19 protein-coding genes and 1 riboswitch are annotated in these 18,712 nt (G+C 48.1%); of the genes, 6 read left to right on the top strand and 13 right to left on the bottom strand.

All coding sequences use genetic code 11. The annotated features are described in order from the left end of the window. Window positions 1-10: 10 nt before the first annotated feature. Window positions 11-877 carry an NADPH-dependent F420 reductase gene (locus tag B9T62_RS04525; RefSeq protein ID WP_087914168.1) on the bottom strand — a complete coding sequence of 289 codons (867 nt, stop codon included), beginning with the start codon at window positions 875-877 and terminating at the stop codon, window positions 11-13. 207 nt (window positions 878-1,084) lie between these two features. Here B9T62_RS04525 and B9T62_RS04520 point away from each other — a divergent pair, with 207 nt between their 5' ends. Further along, the gene (locus tag B9T62_RS04520) at window positions 1,085-1,696 is read left to right on the top strand and encodes a TetR/AcrR family transcriptional regulator (RefSeq protein WP_087914167.1); all 612 of its coding nucleotides are present in this window, start codon (window positions 1,085-1,087) and stop codon (window positions 1,694-1,696) included. 237 nt (window positions 1,697-1,933) lie between these two features. Here the strand turns inward: B9T62_RS04520 and B9T62_RS04515 are convergent, their stop codons facing one another. Further along, window positions 1,934-2,824: a LysR family transcriptional regulator gene (locus B9T62_RS04515; protein WP_087914166.1), complete on the bottom strand. Its 891-nt coding sequence runs from the start codon at window positions 2,822-2,824 to the stop codon at window positions 1,934-1,936. A 172-nt stretch (window positions 2,825-2,996) separates the two neighbouring features. Between B9T62_RS04515 and B9T62_RS04510 the strand changes: the two genes are divergently transcribed. Together B9T62_RS04510 and B9T62_RS04505 are read left to right on the top strand one after the other, a co-directional pair. Beyond that, complete coding sequence (locus tag B9T62_RS04510) at window positions 2,997-3,791, top strand: SDR family oxidoreductase (RefSeq protein ID WP_087914165.1); 795 nt, start codon at window positions 2,997-2,999, stop codon at window positions 3,789-3,791. A gap of 29 nt (window positions 3,792-3,820) precedes the next feature. Beyond that, window positions 3,821-4,177, top strand: a complete 357-nt coding sequence (locus B9T62_RS04505) for a nuclear transport factor 2 family protein (RefSeq protein WP_087914164.1) — start codon at window positions 3,821-3,823, stop codon at window positions 4,175-4,177. 193 nt (window positions 4,178-4,370) lie between these two features. Here B9T62_RS04505 and B9T62_RS04500 read toward each other — a convergent pair whose 3' ends face one another. From B9T62_RS04500 to tnpA, 5 genes are all read right to left on the bottom strand, one after another. Then, window positions 4,371-4,940, bottom strand: coding sequence for a manganese catalase family protein (locus tag B9T62_RS04500; RefSeq protein WP_087914163.1), 570 nt, complete (start codon window positions 4,938-4,940; stop codon window positions 4,371-4,373). 59 nt (window positions 4,941-4,999) lie between these two features. After that, window positions 5,000-5,266, bottom strand: coding sequence for a spore coat protein CotJB (locus B9T62_RS04495; protein ID WP_087914162.1), 267 nt, complete (start codon window positions 5,264-5,266; stop codon window positions 5,000-5,002). Continuing rightward, window positions 5,247-5,495: a spore coat associated protein CotJA gene (locus B9T62_RS04490; protein WP_087914161.1), complete on the bottom strand. Its 249-nt coding sequence runs from the start codon at window positions 5,493-5,495 to the stop codon at window positions 5,247-5,249. The genes B9T62_RS04495 and B9T62_RS04490 overlap by 20 nt, the downstream gene beginning before the upstream one ends. Before the next feature lie 207 nt (window positions 5,496-5,702). Next, a riboswitch (guanidine-I (ykkC/yxkD leader) is annotated at window positions 5,703-5,802 on the top strand. A gap of 225 nt (window positions 5,803-6,027) precedes the next feature. Next, window positions 6,028-7,083, bottom strand: coding sequence for an RNA-guided endonuclease InsQ/TnpB family protein (locus B9T62_RS04485; protein ID WP_087914160.1), 1,056 nt, complete (start codon window positions 7,081-7,083; stop codon window positions 6,028-6,030). Between the two features lie 156 nt (window positions 7,084-7,239). Then, window positions 7,240-7,638, bottom strand: a complete 399-nt coding sequence (gene tnpA, locus B9T62_RS04480) for an IS200/IS605 family transposase (RefSeq protein ID WP_087914159.1) — start codon at window positions 7,636-7,638, stop codon at window positions 7,240-7,242. A 109-nt stretch (window positions 7,639-7,747) separates the two neighbouring features. Here tnpA and B9T62_RS04475 point away from each other — a divergent pair, with 109 nt between their 5' ends. Next, window positions 7,748-8,062 (top strand): DMT family transporter, encoded by a 315-nt coding sequence (locus tag B9T62_RS04475; RefSeq protein WP_087914158.1) that lies wholly within the window; start codon window positions 7,748-7,750, stop codon window positions 8,060-8,062. A gap of 214 nt (window positions 8,063-8,276) precedes the next feature. Here B9T62_RS04475 and B9T62_RS04470 read toward each other — a convergent pair whose 3' ends face one another. The 5 genes from B9T62_RS04470 to B9T62_RS04450 form a co-directional block, all read right to left on the bottom strand. Further along, window positions 8,277-9,638 carry a hemolysin family protein gene (locus B9T62_RS04470; protein ID WP_425436636.1) on the bottom strand — a complete coding sequence of 454 codons (1,362 nt, stop codon included), beginning with the start codon at window positions 9,636-9,638 and terminating at the stop codon, window positions 8,277-8,279. Between the two features lie 18 nt (window positions 9,639-9,656). Continuing rightward, window positions 9,657-10,793, bottom strand: a complete 1,137-nt coding sequence (yfkAB, locus tag B9T62_RS04465; protein ID WP_087914156.1) for a radical SAM/CxCxxxxC motif protein YfkAB — start codon at window positions 10,791-10,793, stop codon at window positions 9,657-9,659. A gap of 169 nt (window positions 10,794-10,962) precedes the next feature. Beyond that, window positions 10,963-12,066, bottom strand: a complete 1,104-nt coding sequence (locus B9T62_RS04460) for an HD-GYP domain-containing protein (protein ID WP_087914155.1) — start codon at window positions 12,064-12,066, stop codon at window positions 10,963-10,965. Between the two features lie 102 nt (window positions 12,067-12,168). After that, entirely contained in the window at window positions 12,169-12,996 is an 828-nt protein-coding gene (locus tag B9T62_RS04455; protein ID WP_087914154.1) for an undecaprenyl-diphosphate phosphatase, read from the bottom strand. Between the two features lie 70 nt (window positions 12,997-13,066). Further along, window positions 13,067-14,506, bottom strand: coding sequence for a bifunctional metallophosphatase/5'-nucleotidase (locus B9T62_RS04450; RefSeq protein ID WP_087914153.1), 1,440 nt, complete (start codon window positions 14,504-14,506; stop codon window positions 13,067-13,069). A 170-nt stretch (window positions 14,507-14,676) separates the two neighbouring features. On the opposite strand from B9T62_RS04450, the gene B9T62_RS04445 reads away from it, so the two are divergent. Further along, window positions 14,677-15,381, top strand: a complete 705-nt coding sequence (locus B9T62_RS04445; RefSeq protein WP_087914152.1) for a molybdenum cofactor biosynthesis protein MoaE — start codon at window positions 14,677-14,679, stop codon at window positions 15,379-15,381. 86 nt (window positions 15,382-15,467) lie between these two features. Further along, window positions 15,468-16,502, top strand: a complete 1,035-nt coding sequence (locus B9T62_RS04440; RefSeq protein WP_087914151.1) for an HD-GYP domain-containing protein — start codon at window positions 15,468-15,470, stop codon at window positions 16,500-16,502. 915 nt (window positions 16,503-17,417) lie between these two features. Here B9T62_RS04440 and B9T62_RS04435 read toward each other — a convergent pair. Continuing rightward, window positions 17,418-18,710 (bottom strand): ABC transporter substrate-binding protein, encoded by a 1,293-nt coding sequence (locus B9T62_RS04435; protein ID WP_087914150.1) that lies wholly within the window; start codon window positions 18,708-18,710, stop codon window positions 17,418-17,420. Between the last annotated feature and the right edge of the window lie 2 nt (window positions 18,711-18,712).

The following is an 18,712-nucleotide window of genomic DNA, read 5'->3' as shown; positions in this document are numbered from 1 at the left end:
AGGAATAATATCAATCAAGTTGTTGCTGTTCCAATACCAAGTTCAAAATATCGTCTGGGGACTTGTCGCCTTTCTCAAATCGCACATGCACGGCCTTAGTCGCTTTTGCTTCCGTCCAATCGTTCGCTGCCGCGAGCAGTAGGCAGGCTTTGAAGTATTTCTCGTAAAACGCGCTTTGCTGCTCGTGCGCGGCTTGAATCACTTCCTTGCTAAGGTGGGCCGCTGTAAATTCGGGACCGCGTTCCGGGCTCGCTGCGGCGAGTGCTTGTTCCACCCCTGGTACATCAAGGTCGACGCAATAGACCGGCTTGCCGGGTTGCAGACGCCAAGACTCATTCAAAACGCCGGCATCGACGGGGTCGAATCCTACCTGATCGACCAGTTTGAACACAATGGCTTTCGCTGCGGAATCGTCCCCGGCGACAGGCAGAGCCAAACGGCTCGGGGTTCCTGCTGGCACACCCCAGGTCAAGTTATACCACGGGGTCGCATTGAACGCCTTAATGACCGGGCGTTTGATTTGCTGCTCCACCCAACGACTTTCGGGAAGGCCATTATCGATCTCATCGATCACGCCGTCGCGATGCATAAATGGATAATAGTTGCTCGTATCGATGACGACCACGCTTGGAGCGGCCTTGTCCAGAAATCCGGACGGCAGGCTCAGAATGCGTTTTATCGGAATGGAGATGATCACGACCTCAGCACCTTCGGCGACGTCTTGAATCGTTGCCGGCTTAGCTCCTGTTTCTTGGGCCAAATCGCGCAGGGCCTCTGCATTACCGGAATTGCTGATGGCAACGTCATGCCCCCATTTCGTAAATACTCTGGCGAGGTTACCCCCGATACGTCCTGTTCCGATGATAGCGATCTTCATATTGTTGAACCTTCCTTTCGTCTACTTTGGATTATTTTCGTCTCTCAAATAAAAGTGACTACAGTCAGTGTACTTTAGTCACTTTTATATGTCAATTATTCTTTGCCAAGCCCCATTCTTTGACATCGACAAAAAACATGCATTATAGTTATAGATGTTCATTGGACGAATGGGAAGTTGACCTTGAACATACGGAGGAGAGAAGACATGAAAACGGCGGAAACGAAGCGGTACCTCAAAGGGAAACAAACGAAAAAGAAAATATTTGATGTAGCCAAAGAGCTCATACTAGCCAAAGGCTACAATCAGGTTACAGTAGATGAAATTTGCGAGAAATGTGGCCTTTCTAAAGGGGCATTTTACATTCACTACAAGTCGAAAGAGGCTATCGTCAAACAATTATACCGTGATGATATCAACGAATATATAAACGATCAATTCAAGAAGTATGCGGACGAACATCCAGGAGCTGCCCCGGTAGACAAGCTTAAAGCTTTTGTTTTCATTGCTTTAAGCTTTTCGTCGGTCGCGGGAGCAGAATTGACAAAACTGGCGCATATCGTCATTTTGTCCTCGACATCGCCGAACGGCTCCTCCTATTTGGCGGACTGCTTGAAGCCGGAGTTGCTGTATGAAATCGTGGACGAAGGGCTAGCCCGAGCGTTGTTCACCGGCGAACTGTCCAGAGAAGAAATCGCAAATTATTTATACACCTATATCACGGGAGCTTTGATCACCTGGTGCCAATCCGACTTTGCCTACGATATTGTGAAAATGGAGGAGAAATCGGTGGAAGTGCTTGTAAAAGGCCTCCAATGACCAGACATGCGGAGGGAATCTAATCGAACTATACCAGCATTTATTCCGTTTTCAGGAATCAAGCTTAGGATATTTAAAATCAAAATTGGAAAGCTCACAAGACTAGAAGACTCTTATCTTGTGAGCTTTTTTGGCGAACCTTACAGACTGACTCGTTTAAACTCCCCAGAGAGAATTTTTCATACAAGCACGCATTTCATCCACTTTCTCCATAATTGACATGATGAATCTGTGGGGTTATTTCAAATCATCCGACTGCTGCTCATTTTCAACATATGCAATAAACCGCTTGGCAGCTGGAGAAATTTGACGATCTTCTCTCCACTTTAAACCTATTTCCCAATACCAACCATCATCCGTAATCGGAATCCAAACAAGTTCATCTAACATCAACCCCATAGTCTTAGGCAGAACCGATACACCGAGATTTGACTTAACAAATCCGGCTACTGTGATTAAGTCCTCGGCTTCATACGCCGAATCAAGTACAAAACCAGTATGTTGGAAACGCGCCGTAATCGTCGCTTTTAATCCACAGTTATTTTTCAAACTAATGAATGCTTCACCCGACAGCTCTGCCAAACTCAAAGCTGGACGATTCGCTAAATCGTGCTGGGTGGATACAACAATATACAAAGGGATCTTCTGGATAATCATCCATTTATGATTCGCTAAAGTAGATTCCTTCGATGTAATCATAAGATCCGAGTGTCCTTGTTCCAAATGTTCATCTATATCTCCAAGATTCCCCTGAGTCAATTCAAAGCGAACTTTGGGGTAGACTAGTTGATAGCTGCGGACTAAATTGGGGATTAGATCAACACCAAGGATATTGAGATAGGATAAAGTAATAACCCCCGTATCCGGGTTAGACCATTCCTCGATTTCTTTTACACCGTTTTCAATGTTTTGCAATGCTTTACCGATCCATTTAGAGAACATGGCGCCATTACGGTTCAACTTCACATTTCGCCCATTACGCTCGAACAAGGGGGCGCCAATTTCGTTCTCAAGTTTGGCAATCGCATGACTTAGCGCTGGCTGGGTAATGCCAAGTTCCTTGGAAGCCATCGTCATATGTTCTAAGCGTGCAACCGTCATAAAGTATTCTAATTGTGTAAGCTCCATAACATAACATTACCTTTCTTTACATTAATATTATTCATGATTTTCATTATTATAATAGATTGGACGTTATAGAATAGTCAAGTGTAATATTATATCTAGCTCCTCTTGAACATCACATGAAAGTTTAAGGGACTGATTGTTGATTATTCATCATATAGGAGGATGTAATAGTATGAGTAGAACATTTGAGTACTCGGCAACAGAATTTAAAGGCAAGAAAGTGCTTGTAACTGGCGGAACAAAAGGCATGGGACAAGCTGTTGTGAATAGACTTGCAAGCAGCGGAGCCAGTGTCCTGACAACGGCCCGTTCCTTACCTGCTGACGTAGCACCTTCGGTTAAGTTTGTTCAAGCAGATATTACGTCACCTGAAGGCGTAGAGCTAGTGATTACAGCTGTGAAAGAACAGCTTGGCGGTCTCGATATTATGGTCCATTGTGTAGGCGGATCAACCACTCCACCTGGTGGTGCGCTTGTATTGAGCGATGAAGATTGGCTGCAGGCATTAAATTGGAATCTTCTCGCCGCAGTTCGGCTTGATCGCGGCTTGATCCCACTCATGCTGGAGAATAAATCAGGTGTTATTCTTCATTTCACCTCTATCCAAAGGAAATTGCCGCTCTATGAAACGACATTAGCTTATGCAGCAGCTAAAGCTGCTCTCGCTAATTACAGCAAGGGGCTGTCCAATGAATTTTCTCCCCGTGGTATTCGTATTAATTCATTGTCTCCTGGTTTCATTCAAACGGAGGCAGCAGATGCGTTGATTGATCGGATGGCAGCAGCAACAGGAAGCAGAGAAAGTGCGCTCCAGCAGCTTATGGATTCGCTTGGAGGTATTCCAATTGGCCGCCCAGGATTTCCTGAAGAAGTCGCTGAGTTGGTTGCCTTTTTGGTTTCTGAACGTGCAGCATCCATTACCGGAAGCGAATATGTCATTGATGGTGGAACCATTCCTACAGTTTAATTATTCAAACAAAATAAGGGGGAGAAACAATGGAAATCGCTCAAATTCCTACGGTCATCCGTAAATATATTGATGCAGCGAATAAGCCCGATCCGGCAGCATTTGTAAATTGCTTTTCAGAAGATGCCGTTGTGTTGGATGAAGGAAAAAAGCGGATTGGCCAAAAAGCGATTAAAAAATGGAGTGATCAAAACCATTTTGGAGCAAACGTAACGTTGGAGCCAAAAGCGGTAAAAGAAAATAAGGATGAGGTTGTTGTAACATGCAAGTTGGAAGGAACTTACGACAAAACAGGTTTACCCGATCCGTTATTGCTGGATTATCATTTCCGTATTGTTGATGATAAAATTGTGAGCTTATCCATTTTTCTAAACAACCACAGATGAGATGAGAGAAGCAATCGTACAACGTTTGGAACCGTGAACCGCGCTAGCGGTTTCTTTTTTGTTTATACTGCTAACTCCTCAAGTCTGATCGATAGGGGTTTCTCCATCTGCAAAACAAAAAGTCGCCAATATGGCGACTTCTGAATTGTGTATGCGTTTGTACAAATGAATTATAGTGCTCCGTTTCCTTTCCTTAGAACACCTTCTTCGTCTCCCGGTCATCAATCAGAATCTGCACCGATTCTTTAAATCTTAGCGCATGCACAATCTCCCGTTCCCGCAGGAACTTCAGGCTGTCCTGCAGATCCACGTCATCGGTCATGTCAATCAGCCACTGGTATGTAGCCCGTGCTTTTTCTTCAGCAGCGATATCCTCGTACAGATCCGCTAGTGGATCTCCTTTCGCTGCGATATAAGCTGCGGTGAAAGGAACACCGGCAGCGTTGTTATAGAACAGCGCATGATCCCGAGTCGCATAATTCGGGCCGAGCCCGGCGGCTTCCAGCTGCTCAATTGTGGCGTCCTTCGTCAGCTTGTAGATCATAGTGGCAATCATTTCCAGGTGGGCGAATTCTTCTGTCGATATATCCGTGAGCACACCAATGACTTTATCAGGAATTGAATACCTTTGGTTCATATAACGGAGTGCAGCTGCCAGCTCACCGTCTGCTCCCCCATATTGCTCCATCAGATAGCGGGCCATCCGTACGTCGCATTTGCCGACCCGTACCGGATATTGCAGCTTTTTCTCATAGATCCACATTCGGAAACTTCCCCCTCCTATTGATCAATCCTGTGTTACGGCATCCATCCACCTAAGTCTTAGACCTGCCACGGCCAAGGGCTCTGGCTCCATTCCCATGGACATTTGGAATAAGCCCGCCCGAAATTCTGCAAAGGGCCATACAGCTCCTGGAATTGCTTCGCCAGCCGGGTCCGTTCCTGGGTCAGTTGATTAAACTGCTGAATGCTCTGCAAATCCTGGGGGTGGGTATCGAGATACAGATTCAGCTCAACCAGCGCGAAATCCAGAATCTGCAGCTGCTCCAGCATTTCATAATACCGGGGTTCACACGGGTTGGCTGTCATCGTTTCGTTCCCTCCCACATCTGGATTCATACGGGCTGAACAGCGCCGGCCAGAGCGTTCCCGCTCTTAAGGCCTCCGGCAGAGTAAACTGCGGCAGACCCGGCGGCTGAAAGGTGATGAACTGATTCGGCGGTACAACATACGTCTTAAACGGCACCGGCGGGCACGGATCAAACGGTCCTCTGTAAGGTGTATGCTTTCGCACCTGTACATGAAGTAGCTGGTTCATAGAATTCCCCTCCTTCTATCCTTGGTTGATTCTCTTCGTAACTAATTTATGATGGCACTTCACATGTTAAAACACTATTCCAAAAAAACTCATAACTTTTCTGATAAGTAAAACACCAGAAAAAATAAATCCCATACTTAGATGATAATAAAAATAAGGGTTAGTTTTTTTAAATAAATGTGTATAATTTAAATGATTAATTAAATTATAAATGTTTTCTAGGGTTCCGCGATTTCTATATCGGCTGGTCCAAGAGAAAACTCACATCCTTTAGGACGTGTCACGGAGGGATAAAAGCCCGGGAGATAAACTGTTGACGAACAGTTTATTTCTCGGGCTTTTTTATATTTCTGCTATATGCATTAAATACTGCATGTAGCCAAATTCTATAAACAGGGGTGAAATTGACACTCCCACAGCTAAAGCAGTGGGATTCTTGGGTGATTAAGTCGAAGTGCATTTCTGCGATCGAAGTATGACCCCAAGATTGGGCTGTGCCATCAGCCCTCCTAAGACAGTGCGTTTTAGCATCTTAGGCTGATTGACTATTACCACCAATCACAGGTGCGTGAATAATATTCATTGCACCGACTTTATCACGATGAGTATGAAACCCACATAGACACGAATATTTTCTATCTATCGCTTTATTTAGCGTAGAGCAAGATGGACATTTTTGCGATGTATACGCAGGATTCACATATTCCACTTTGATCCCTGCCATATTTGCTTTGTATTCAATGAATTGTGCCAAGCGATTGAATGACCATGTGTGCAAATTCTTTTCGTTTTTACGACTTGTTCTTGTCGTTTTTCTGATGTTTGTCAGCTTCTCTAAGCGTATGACAGACACTTGATTCTCCATGGCAAAATTGACAATTTGTCTACTTACTTTGTGGTCCTTATCTTTCATCCATCTTTGTTCTTTATGATCCAGTTTACGAATAGCACGTAGCTTTTTCTTCTTTCCTAATCCTTTTCGTTCACTACGGAACTTGCGTTTCATATATTTGTTTTCTCTACCATTTCCAAAAAATCTCGTCTTTCCTTCGCTAGTCACAGCAACAGCAGGGACTTTTAATCCTAAATCAATGCCTATTGCCTGTTCGCCTGTTGTTGTCTCTGTAGGAATTTCAAGTGAAACTTGAGCAAACCATTTCCCTGATTTCTCAACGATTCTCATAAGACCACATTTTGCATTTTGAAGAAATTTTTTATCTCTTTCTGTTAAAAGGGCAGGAAAAATCGTCTTTTTCACTTTGTTGTCCACGATGATAGGAAAAGCAATAGAGGAATGGCCAATGGAATAGTTTTGGTTGTTGATATAGTAGGTTGGTTTCTTTAATATTGGACGCTTCATTTCCTTCTTCGTTTTCTTAAATACGCTTTTAGCATCACGAATCGCTTGATTAAGTACAGCAGAAGGGAGTTTAGCTTCTACATCTTTCGTTGTGAGTTTGGGGAATGAACCTTCTTTTTCTGCTTGTTCTGTTAATGAATTAATAGCTCGAATATATTCTCTACTTAATAACTTTAATTCGATTGAGTTACTTGGAAAGAATCTTATCTTTATAGTGACGGACTGCATAAGTTTTCACCTCTCTCCTTAATTTGTTTGGCTCTTTTGATTGATTTATACTCGTCAAATGTTGATTCTCTAATTAAAGACCAGCCACCTAGCCAAAATATTTGTCGTATATATCCCTTTGGCATTTTAATTGGAGACTTATCGCAATCGTTTCTATCACCCCCTTGTTTTTTGTTGTTCAACATATCTTTTGATCGTTTCACTAGACACATTTCCTGCGGTACTTACAAAGTATGAACGTGTCCAAAGTGAAGGCAAATGAGCTAGATGTTTAAACTCCTCTCTCAGTCGTTTAGATGTGACTCCTTTAATTTTTGCCATAATATCAGCAGGACTAAATGTCGGCAAAGCATTCAAAAATAGATGTGCGTGATCTTGATCTGTTTCGATTGCGATAATCTCTATTTTCAAATCATCACAAACATCTTTAATCAACTCCTTAAATCTACTTTCAACATCAAATTCAAGAAAGATTTTCTTTCGATATCGTGGACAAAAAACAAAGTGATAATTGATTAGCGATACGGTTGTGTTGGTTCTTCTATAATTATCCATACATTAATTGTATCAGTTTATATTTAAAACTGAAACATGATAACCAAAAAATTCTGTAATTGGGCTAAAAATGTTAAGCAAAGAGAAAAAAAAGGAGGTGGCATAACTCGTGAATTGGGTATTTCTTATTTTAGCTGGTATATTTGAAATGTTCGGAGTCCTTATGATCAATAAGATGAACAAAGACCGTAACATGGTCTCATTCCTGTTATTAGTAGTAGGCTTTGGATTAAGCTTTTTGTTCTTGTCCAGGGCAATGGTAACTCTGCCGATGGGAACAGCATATGCAGTATGGACAGGAATTGGTGCATCCAGAGGAGCTATTCTAGGTATGATATTTTACGGTGAGCCAAGAAATATCTTAAGAATTGTGTTCATTGCCATGGTACTCGGATCTGCAGTAGGTTTGAAGTTAGTAAGCTAAAGAAGTGTATTGAGGTATAAATACCGACCATGCAATTCAGGGTAATTCAATACGGATTCAACCGAAACTAAATAGCCAGTCACCGATAGATTTCCGGCGACTGGCTACTTAAACTTGCAAGGTGTTTTGATCCCTGTCACACAAACGGGGTGCAGTCCCTGCTCCTTGGGGAACGGCGGCTTTTTGCCAGTCTGTAATGGGATCTCAATGCTGGTTAATCTTTATCCTCACCCTGTTCCTCGTTGTCCTCTTCCTCTTCCGTCAACGGCGGCTCACGGTGAATATTAATCCGCGTAATCCGCAGACGGGTGGATTCCTCCACTTCAAAAATCACATCGCCCACCATGACCTTTTTGCCTTTGGCTGGGTTGCCTTCCAGCTCCTTGAACAGCCAGCCGCCGATGGAATCGACTTCATCATCCTCAATAACCACACCCGTAAGATCGTTGACATCTTCGATCAGCATGCGGCCTTCAACGGAAATAGATTCTCCATTGCGCTCCACGCTGGGCCGCTCATCCTCAAATTCATCATGCAGATCACCAACGATCTCTTCCAGGATCTCCTCGGCAGTGAGCAGTCCGGCTGTACCGCCGTATTCATCGACAACCAGCGTTAGCTGGGCCTTGTTCTTCTGCATCAGGCGCAGCGCATGGCTGATCTCCATCGATTCCGGCACATTCAGGATCGGACGGACCAGTGAAGCGAGATCATTCTGCTGCTCCAGCGGGGCAAACAGCAGATCGGTAATATGGATGAAACCAATAATACGGTCCTTGTCCTCCAGAGCGACCGGATACCGGGAATGTTTCGTTTCCGTAATGATCCGCATGTTCTCTTCCAGCGAAAGATTACTGTACAGCACATCCATATCAGTACGCGGCAGCATCACTTCACGGGCCAGCAGGTCCGAGAATTCAAAGATGTTGTCCATCAGCTTCATTTCGTCCTTGTCGATAACCCCGCTCTTGGCGCTCTGATTCATCAGAATGCGGATCTCTTCCTCCGAATGGGCCGCTTCGGCCTCACTCGCCGGTTCGACGCCCACCAGCCGCAGCAGCGCATTCGCCGATGCGTTCAGTACCCAGATAAACGGCAGGAACAGATTATAGAAGAACATCAGCGGTGCGGACAGCAGCAGAGCAGAACCTTCTGTTCTTTGGATGGCCAGGGACTTAGGTGCAAGCTCTCCCAGCACGATATGTAGAAAAGTAATGATCGAAAACCCGATAATCACAGATACCGTGGAGATCAGTGTTTGATCGGTAACTCCCAGCTGGAACATCAGCGGCTCGACCAGCAGCTCGGATATGGCGGGCTCCCCCACCCAGCCGAGACCCAGTGAAGCCAGCGTAATGCCAAACTGGGTGGCGGAGAGGTAAGAATCCAGCTTTTTGTTAACCTTGAGCGCATAGACTGCCATCTTATTGCCTTCACTGACCAGCTGGGTTAATCTGGACTGCCTAACCTTTACGAGTGAAAATTCTGCTGCAACAAAGATCCCGTTCAACAATACGAGCACCAGAACCAGCAAAAGATTGAGCAGCAATCTCCCTACTTCAAATTCCGTATGCACTATAATAACGCCTCATTTCTACAAGTTGATCGCTTTTCTTGCTTTGAAATCAACATTCGGATAATACATATCAGCCACCAGCAGATTAGGCCCACAGCACCCTGCCGCATCACAGAAGCAATTGACCTTCTGGTTCAGCGGGTGAGCGGTCTGCCACTCGGCAAAAATCTCATCCAGCTTATGGCTTTCGATGTTGCCGAAGGCGGCAATATCAGCAAAGTCTGTCACAAACACATCCCCGCTGAACATATTCACATTCACACGGTTGCGCCCGTCCGGGTCATTGCGCAGCGTAACATTCGGCTCGGTGCGCATTCTGCGCAGCAGCTGTTGATCCTGTTCCTCTGCGCTGCAGGCGAAGAATGGCAGGGTACCGAACAGCATCCACATCTCCGGGTCGCGGGCATCCAGCAGCTGGTGAATCGCCGCCATCATATCCTTAAGCGCCAGCACCGGCAAGGAGGAAGCGAAGCTGGAAGCATACATTGGGTGCACCTCATGGCGTCTTGCGCCCATCTGACGAATCAGCTCATGAATCTGCGGCAGCTTGCTATGTGTACGATAATTAATCATGGATTCTGCCGAGATAAACATCCCGTCAGCGCTTAAGCGGCGGGAATTCTCGATCATGGTGTCGTATAAACGATAGGCAGCTTCCCTGGACACCGGATGCCCGCTGTTGGCGAAGCCCACCTGATGGAAATCATCCCCGTTCTCATAGTTGAATGAGATATGCATGACATCCAGATAAGGGAGCAGCTGCTCGTAACGCGAATAAGGCATCGTCAGATTGGAATTGATCTGTGAGCGGATTCCCCGCTCGTGTGCATATTGGAGCAGCGGCACAATCATATTCTCGACGGTACCGGCTCTGAACATGGGCTCTCCGCCTGTTATGCTGATCGTCTCCAGATGTTCAACTTCTTCAAGCCGGTGCAGCATTTTCGTCAGCGGCAGCATCTCACCCTCCCTGGTGGTCAGCGCGTCGCCTACCGCACAGTGCTCACAGCGCATATTGCATAAATTGGTAACCGTCATCTCCACACTGGTCAGCACATGCCGTCCATGCTTGCGCAGAGAGGTGATCGGGTCCCACGGATCATAACTTGGCGACAACTCCTTCATTGAAGAGGATATAGGTTTCAGTACATTCATTGGCTGTAGCTCCTTCAAAGCTTTTGTAGCTTATTCCTTATTATTACCCACAATTTAGTCATGAGAACGACGTAATACTCTTTATCATACCACTCTTGCCGTAAAAACTGCAGTTCCCGGTGAAATGTAAAAGCAGAGCGCCAATTCAAGGGGCGCCCTGCCATTCATCCTAGCTTTGTTTGGCCGCAGGCTCATTCTGGTCCGCGACATCTGCTATTACAATCGAAAGGGCTGTGCGCAGATCGTATTCGAAAGGCACAACGGCCTCTCCCTCGACCCCATTCAGCACCCGTACCACTGGTCTGTGGGGAATGGTTGGGTCAATTCTGACCACTACACCACTCTCACCCGTACTCAGCTTCACCGTAAGACCAAGCGGATAAATGGCCACCCGGTCCCTGAACAGCTCCAACTGTTTCTGCTCATAAAGCGTCCCCGAACCGACGTATAGTGCTTCTACTGCCTGATGCGGCAGCATTGCTCTTTTGTAGATCCGGTTGGAGGTCATGGCATCATAAGAATCTGCTACCCCCAGCCATTTGGCATATTCATGAATCTGCGGGCCCTTCAGCCCGCGCGGGTAGCCGGACCCGTCGATCCGCTCATGATGCTGAAAGGCACAGTGGGCTGCAAGCAGGGGAATATTAGGCTCTTCCTTAAGAATCCGGTAACCGATCTCGGTATGGGCCTGCATGTGGTGGAATTCCTCATCGCTGAGCATACCGGGCTTTTGGACGATTTTGACCGGAATCTGGGTTTTGCCGATATCATGCAGCAGGGCTCCAAGTCCAATGACCCGCAGCTCCTCCTTGCTATAGCCATATGCAATGCCTAGCACTAATGTATACAGGCATACATTCAGGGAATGCACATACAAATAGCTGTCGGTGGTATGCATATCCAGCAGCATGATCATCGGGTCCTCCTGGGAGGATATATCATCGAGAATGGAGTCCATCAGACGCGAGAATTTCTTGTCGAGGTGATAGAATCCTTTGGTTATGCCAGACGCGCCGGACATCTGCTGGAACTCGCTTCGGATGACCTTCAGCGCCTGATTGCGCGTCTCGTCCTCCAGCATGCCGGTAATAATCACATCATCTGTAAGCGAATCCTCAATATAAATATAGCCGATGTCAATTCTGGCAAGACGTTTAATGAGCGTATCAGTAAGCTCCACTCCGTCTGCGAGCAGAATCATCCCGTCATCATTATATATTTTTTTGGCTAGCTTCATTCCCGCTTGAAGCTGGTTTACGGATACTAAACGCAACTTGGTTCACTCCTGCCTGTAACGGTAAAATACCTATTCTGTTTGAGAAGCTTGAGGGGGACACTATGTTTATACCGTTAACCCGATTAATCTGGCACTTGATTAATTCATAATGAACAACCAGAATACCGCGGCAAGAATGAAGCGGTAGATCGCGAAGTGAGTCAGGCGGATCTTCTGAATTAATTTCATGAACAAGAGTACCACACCGTAAGCCACTACGAAAGATACCAGGAATCCGATGACGAAATCACCGATGGTCTCACTGGTGAAATAACGGTAGGAATCAAGCAGTTCATATCCCGAAGCCGCACACATGATCGGAATGGCAATCAGAAAGGAGAAATCGGCGGAAGCCTTGTAGCTGACCCCGCTCAGCATCCCGCCCGAGATCGTGGAGCCGGAACGCGAGAAGCCCGGCCAGAGCACAGAGATAATCTGATAGAGGCCAATCGCCAGCGCCTGTCCATACGACAGGTCATCCAGCTCATGTGCGGTGATGCGGATCTTCCGGCGGTTAAACCATTCCGCGACAATCATCAATATCCCCCCGGCCACCAGGGCCCAGAGGACGGTAGTCGCTCCGAAGAGGCTTTTGATGAAATCGCGGGCAAAGAATGCCACAATAAGTGCAGGGGCAATCCCCAGGAATACATGAATCAGATTCAGCCGCGAAGCTGGCATCACACCGCCTCTTCCCCGGCTGCTGCGCCCGATTCCAAACAAGTTAAGCACCCGCTGGCGGTAGACCAGCGCAATGGCCAGGATCGCTCCCAATTGAATCACGATCTCATAAGTCTTCATAATTGAATCCTGCTCGTTATAGCCCAGCAGCTTGCTTGTCAATATCATGTGGCCTGTAGAAGATACCGGAATAAATTCGGTAATGCCTTCCACAATGGCCAGAATAATTGCTGTGATAGTGTCCATATGTTCCTCCTGATTAGTGATCCATTCCAACTACACAATAGTGATTCTGAATAATACGGTAGACATTCAGTTAAGGCGTGACAGCCTCCCACCGCCGAATCTCACACTGCTCCAGACTGCCGGGGGTCTGCAGTTCCATCCGCAGCAAATCCCGCAGGAAATGAGGCAGCAGAAACAAGGCTTCCCGCCCATTGGCAATGCTCTCATATCCCGCTCGGAAAGTGAACATATCGAGCGTGCCCACGTTGTACTCGCGTTCATCCTCCAGCCTGTCCCCACCGATCCAAATGGTCATACTGTTATCATACGGTATGGCCTTTGGATCGTACAAGATCTTTAGTCCGTCGACCGCCAGGCTGCCCAGGATATGTCCGCGGAACCCATACCCGTAGATGGCCTTGTCGCGAAATTCTGCAGTAACGCTCTGTTCCAGCGCTGTGCGGATATCAAGCCCAGTCAGCTTGACAATGCAGGGATTAATCGGTGAAGGGCATAAGCCATGCAGCATCCCGGTTGTAACGGTGCCCGCAGGCAGCGGGCCCAGCAGCTGTCCCGTGTTGACCAGAGCTAGCGGACTGCCTGTAAAACGGCGCACAGCCTGTGCGAGCAGGTTGCCAAAGGGCGATTCGCCCTGAACATCCAGCGGCAGTGCACGGTCTATAATTGCCACCGTCTCCTGCAGCACTTCACGTCCGCGCTCCAGATGTATCGCCGCTGCCGGTGCAATCAGTGTATCCCGTAGTGCCGGATCTACCGTAATGCATCCGCCTGAGAGAAACCTGAAAGAAGCCCCTTCCTGTTCCCGCCCGAAACGCAGCTGTCCCAGATAGCGGCCGAATTTACCGGCACCGCACACCGCAGTCCCGTTAATCATCAGCGGCTCTTCCAGCACATGATGGGTATGTCCGCCCAAGATGGCATGTACGCCTTCAAGCCGCTCAGCCAGCATACGGTCGGAAGGCAGCCCCAGGTGGGAAAGAACAATCAATATATCCACCTGAGGAGCCAGCAGCCGGCACTGCTTCTGTAGTTCAGCTTCAGGATCGAGGGCGTCCCAGCCAAGCAGTTCATAGAATGATGCGAACACTGCAGTAGCCCCTGTAATCCCGATCTTGATTCCTTGCTTCTCCAGAATGACATGCCTTTTCATCCACTTCGGAGGTCTGCCGGTTGCCTTCTCCACGAAATTGCAGCAGACGACCGGACAGAGCAGTCCCGAATAAGCCAACGCCAGCATTTCCGGGGTAAAGGTCAGTCCTTCATTGTTGCCGATCGTCACTGCATCATACGCAGTCAGATTAATCATGTCGATGTTGGCCTGGCCCATGGTGCCTTCCGTCTCCACGGCGGCACGGTCCATATGGTCGCCGATATCCAGCAGCAGCACCGGCTCTTCACCGGCTGCTTCACGCTGTGCCCCGATCTCTTGCGCCAGCGGACTCATCATCTCGAAATGGCTATGTATATCATTGGTGTGCAGTAGGGTCAAGCTGTTCGGCACATGCCCCATACGCAACATTCCTCCTGCCTGTTGTGCCGCTTGCCTTGCAGCGGCTGGTGCATGATCTTATAGAGCCTAGCATAACATTTTCAGGCTCATTATGGTATATTGTAGTCATTATTTGCAAGACATTATAGCATATCGACGCGTTTCCCATTTCTCCTAACGAGGTGACCATTATGCAACTTACCATTCGTCTTTTCGCCGGCCTGGCTGAAGTAATGGGTGCTTCTGCTCTGCCCTTTCATGCTGATGACAGGGCGCCACTAACTGCCGGCAGGCTGAAGGAGCTGCTCTCCGCCGCTTATCCCGCTGCCGCCTCGCAGATCAAGGTCTCTCTGGTTGCTGTTGATCATGAATACGCACCTGAGGATACCGTTATTACCGCAGCGGCAGAGGTGGCCTTGATTCCCCCGGTCTCGGGAGGCGAACCGGCTGTAGTCGAAGCTACGCCCGATGGCCTGTACAGCATCACTGAACTGCCGCTGAACGCAGAAGCCTTGCTGGAGCAGGTGCTGGATGTCAATCATGGCGCTTCCCTGCTGTTCGTCGGCACCACACGCGAGATGACCGGCCAGCAGCGCACTACGGCGCTGCAGTACGAAGCATATGTGCCGATGGCGCTGTCTAAGCTGCAGACCATCGGGCATGAGGTCCGCGAACGCTGGAACGCCAGCTGCGCCATTGCCCACCGGATCGGAGTCGTTGGCCTGAAGGAGGCCAGCGTGGTAATCGCCGTTTCCGCCCCTCACAGAGATACATGCTATGAAGCCAGCCGTTATGCCATTGAACAATTGAAGCAGACCGTTCCCGTGTGGAAAAAGGATATTGGCGAAAGCTCAGCCGAGTGGGGTGTTTCCGAGCAGATTATTCCGTTGGCTTGAGACTACAAACAGTATTCTAAGACCATTGAATATCCTGCGTTTTCTTGATATTCTGGATAAAATCGGTATATAAGGTGGCCATAGCATTGAGAGTACACGTTTCGGACCTAAAGCCCGGGAATTCCCTGAAATCGGACACCTTTAGTTCCAGAGGTCTTCATGTCCTCCCCAAGGGATCACAGCTCCAGATCGACGAGATTGCCAAGCTTATGCTGCATGGTGTCGATTATGTGGACATTGAAGATGAACCCCCTGCTCCCGTGAGCAGACCCGTGATCATACAGGAGGTAGCTTCAAGCCTGGATAACATGATGGACGGGTTCGAATCGCTCTATATGGAAGCGCTTATGAAGGGCAGCTTCAGCCAATCCGCGGTTGATGATATTCTTCAGCCATCGCTGCAGTCCCTGGACAAGCACAAGGATGTCGTTTCACTTCTGCTGCTGCTGGACCGCGAGGATAACTACACCTATAATCATTCCTTACAGGTCGGCATGTTATCCTATTACCTGGCTACCTGGCTGGGATACTCCAAGCAGGAATGCTACGATATTGGCCGGGCCGGCTATCTGATCGACATCGGCAAATGCCGGATCTCCCCTGCACTTCTGAATAAGCCCGGCAAGCTGACCCCGCATGAATTCACCGAGATTCAACTACATACTCAGTACGGCTATGAAATTATCAGCAATTCGATGCAGGACCCTTTCACCGCGCTCGTTGCCCTGCAGCATCATGAACGCGAGGATGGCTCCGGCTATCCGAACCGGCTCACAGGCTCACAGATTCACCCTTATGCCCAGATCGCTGCCGTGGCCGATATTTACAGCGCCATGACCTCGGAGCGTGTCTACCAGTCCAAGCAGGAGCTGATCACCGTGCTGCGCGAGATTAACAACCTCAGCTTCGGCAAGCTGAACGGCAAGCCGGTGCAGGCCTTTATCCAGCATCTGATGCCGAACTTCATCGGCAAACGTGTATTGCTGAGCACCGGCGACCTGGGCATCATTGTGATGAACAACCCGCTGGACGTGTTCCGCCCGCTTGTGCAGAGCGAAGGCCAGTTTCTTGACCTTGCCCGCGATCGCAAGATGGCGATTGTGGAGATTTATATGGAGTGAAGAGGGGGTATCCCAGACCCCTTTCCTAAAACCTTTTCGATCCCTCCCAAACCCTCCCTTCCAAGGGAGGGCTCCAAGGGCGCTGCCCTCTGGACTCCCGAAAAACCCAGGTGGAATTCTGCTGCGGCAGCGGACAGGGAGAGTACGGTTGGGGATAAGCCCGCCCTTGAGCCTCCTTGCTTTGCTCTGCAAAGTGGAGAGGCTCAAAGCTTTTGTTCGCTGGATAGCTCCGGGTGGTGTTACTTCGATCCCTACCAAACGCCCCCTTAGTGATTCATGAGTCGAACCATTAATTTAGTTGCGAAAGTGCAACTAATTGGTGTATTTTTTTAGTTTTGGAGGAAATAAGTGCTAAAAGGCATCTAATTTAGGGTTTGGAGCGTATGGAGCCAGATTTACTCGAAATTAGTTGCACATTCGCACTTAATCACCCGCTGGCGAACGAATCGGACAAATTTAGTTGCAGTTTCGCATCTATTTACTTCAGAACGTTCCATGACAACCCTCTAACTTCTCGCGAGACCTAAGAGGTAGGTAACCATGGGGAAGAGGAGTGAATGAAGCGGGCTTCCAGCAGCTAATTCAAGCCAAATGTTAGTTTCGGCCGAAATTAGATGCCTTAGCGCATCTAATTGGCCAGGGCCAGCTTATAGCGTCAGGCAAAAGTTGTGCTTTGGTTCATATGTCGCTGGGGGCATCCCATTCGATGAGAAAGAGAAAGATAATTAATAGCGTGGAGCCTATAGATTCATTAGCCGATATCCGTCTGTCACACAAAAAGAGTTGTTCCAGCAGCCATCACGGCTTCTGAAACAACCCCTGTGTGAATTAGAGACTACACGGTAACGGTGCCATCATCCTTGATCCGTGACAGGATAGCCACAGCGGCTGCGTGCACCGACTCTTATACTACATTCATTGTAGATTCTGTGACAAAATCCCGTTAGCCCGCAGCCGAAATTCCTCAGCTGCCTTCTGTGGTGTCATTTTGTTGAACATAATCAGATCATAAATTTCACGAAGGACACTTGTCACTTCTGCGGTGCCTATCGGTCCTGGCGGGTCCATCGGACTGCTGTGCTGCTCAACCCATTCCACATAATCAAACACCTGAGCAAGCTCCGGCTCTACGAAAGGCATGAGCTGTTCCTTGATTGCCGATGACACCGGGACGCCGCGCTCACCCTTCAGGAGCTTGTTGGCCTCCAAATCATTGACGAAGAAATTGATGAAGCGGGCTGCCTCCTCCTTATGCTTCGAGTTCTTGGCAACGGAGAAGAACATACTTGGCTTCAGAAAGAGCCCCCGCTCATTGTGAGGCCCCGGCATCGGCGCAATAGCCAACGGTTTGCCATACCGCTGCACGGTACTGATAAATTGGTTGGAATAACCCCAGCCAAACAACGCTTGCCCTTTGTAAAATGGGTCTTCATCCGGGTCATTGATATCCTGCGTCCAGATGTCAGGCTCAAACAGCAGCTTATCTTGCATCAGGCGCTGCATTCTGCCGAAATATTCGACAAACAGCCCATCGTCCTGATAACCCAGACTGCTCCCATCCTTGGTGAACAGTGATACTCCCTGCTGCCTCAGGGAATAAGCGAAGAATTGCTCCGGCGTCAAATAGGTTCCCAGATAGATTCCTGTTCCCTTCAGCTTCTGACCCATGGTTTCCAGATCGTCCCAAGTCCAAGAGGCATCCGGAGGCTGGAGTCCATAAGCCTTGAGCACTTCGGGATCATACATGCTGAACAAGGCATTCAGCCCAAGTGTAACTCCATACAGCTGCTCACCCAGCTTGCCTCCGGCAAGCTTGTCATCACTGATACTGCCGGTATCAATCCAACCGTTGTCCACATAAGGGGACAGATCCTCCAGCAAACCAAGCGTTCCATATTCGGACAGATACGACAGATCCATCTGTATAATATCCGGCAGGACGTTTCCGGCAGCACTGGGAGCTAGCTTTTTCCAATACTCATTAAAAGCGCTGTAATCATATTCGATGTTCACATGCGGATTCTGTTCCTCATACCTCTGGATGACCTGGATCGTGGCATTGTTCCTGTACTCGTTGCCCCACCAAGCGATCCTCAGGTTGACCTGCTCCGCTCCTGTCTGGTGCAGCCCGCTTTCTGTACGTCCCGCACAACCGCCAAGAATAGAAAGTAGACAGATCACTGCAAATTTCAACGCCCATCTCCACATCT

Origin of the sequence: Paenibacillus donghaensis (assembly GCF_002192415.1) — a bacterium.
GTDB classification, from domain to species: domain Bacteria; phylum Bacillota; class Bacilli; order Paenibacillales; family Paenibacillaceae; genus Paenibacillus_AQ; species Paenibacillus_AQ donghaensis.
This window is presented reverse-complemented; position numbering and strand designations above follow the sequence as displayed.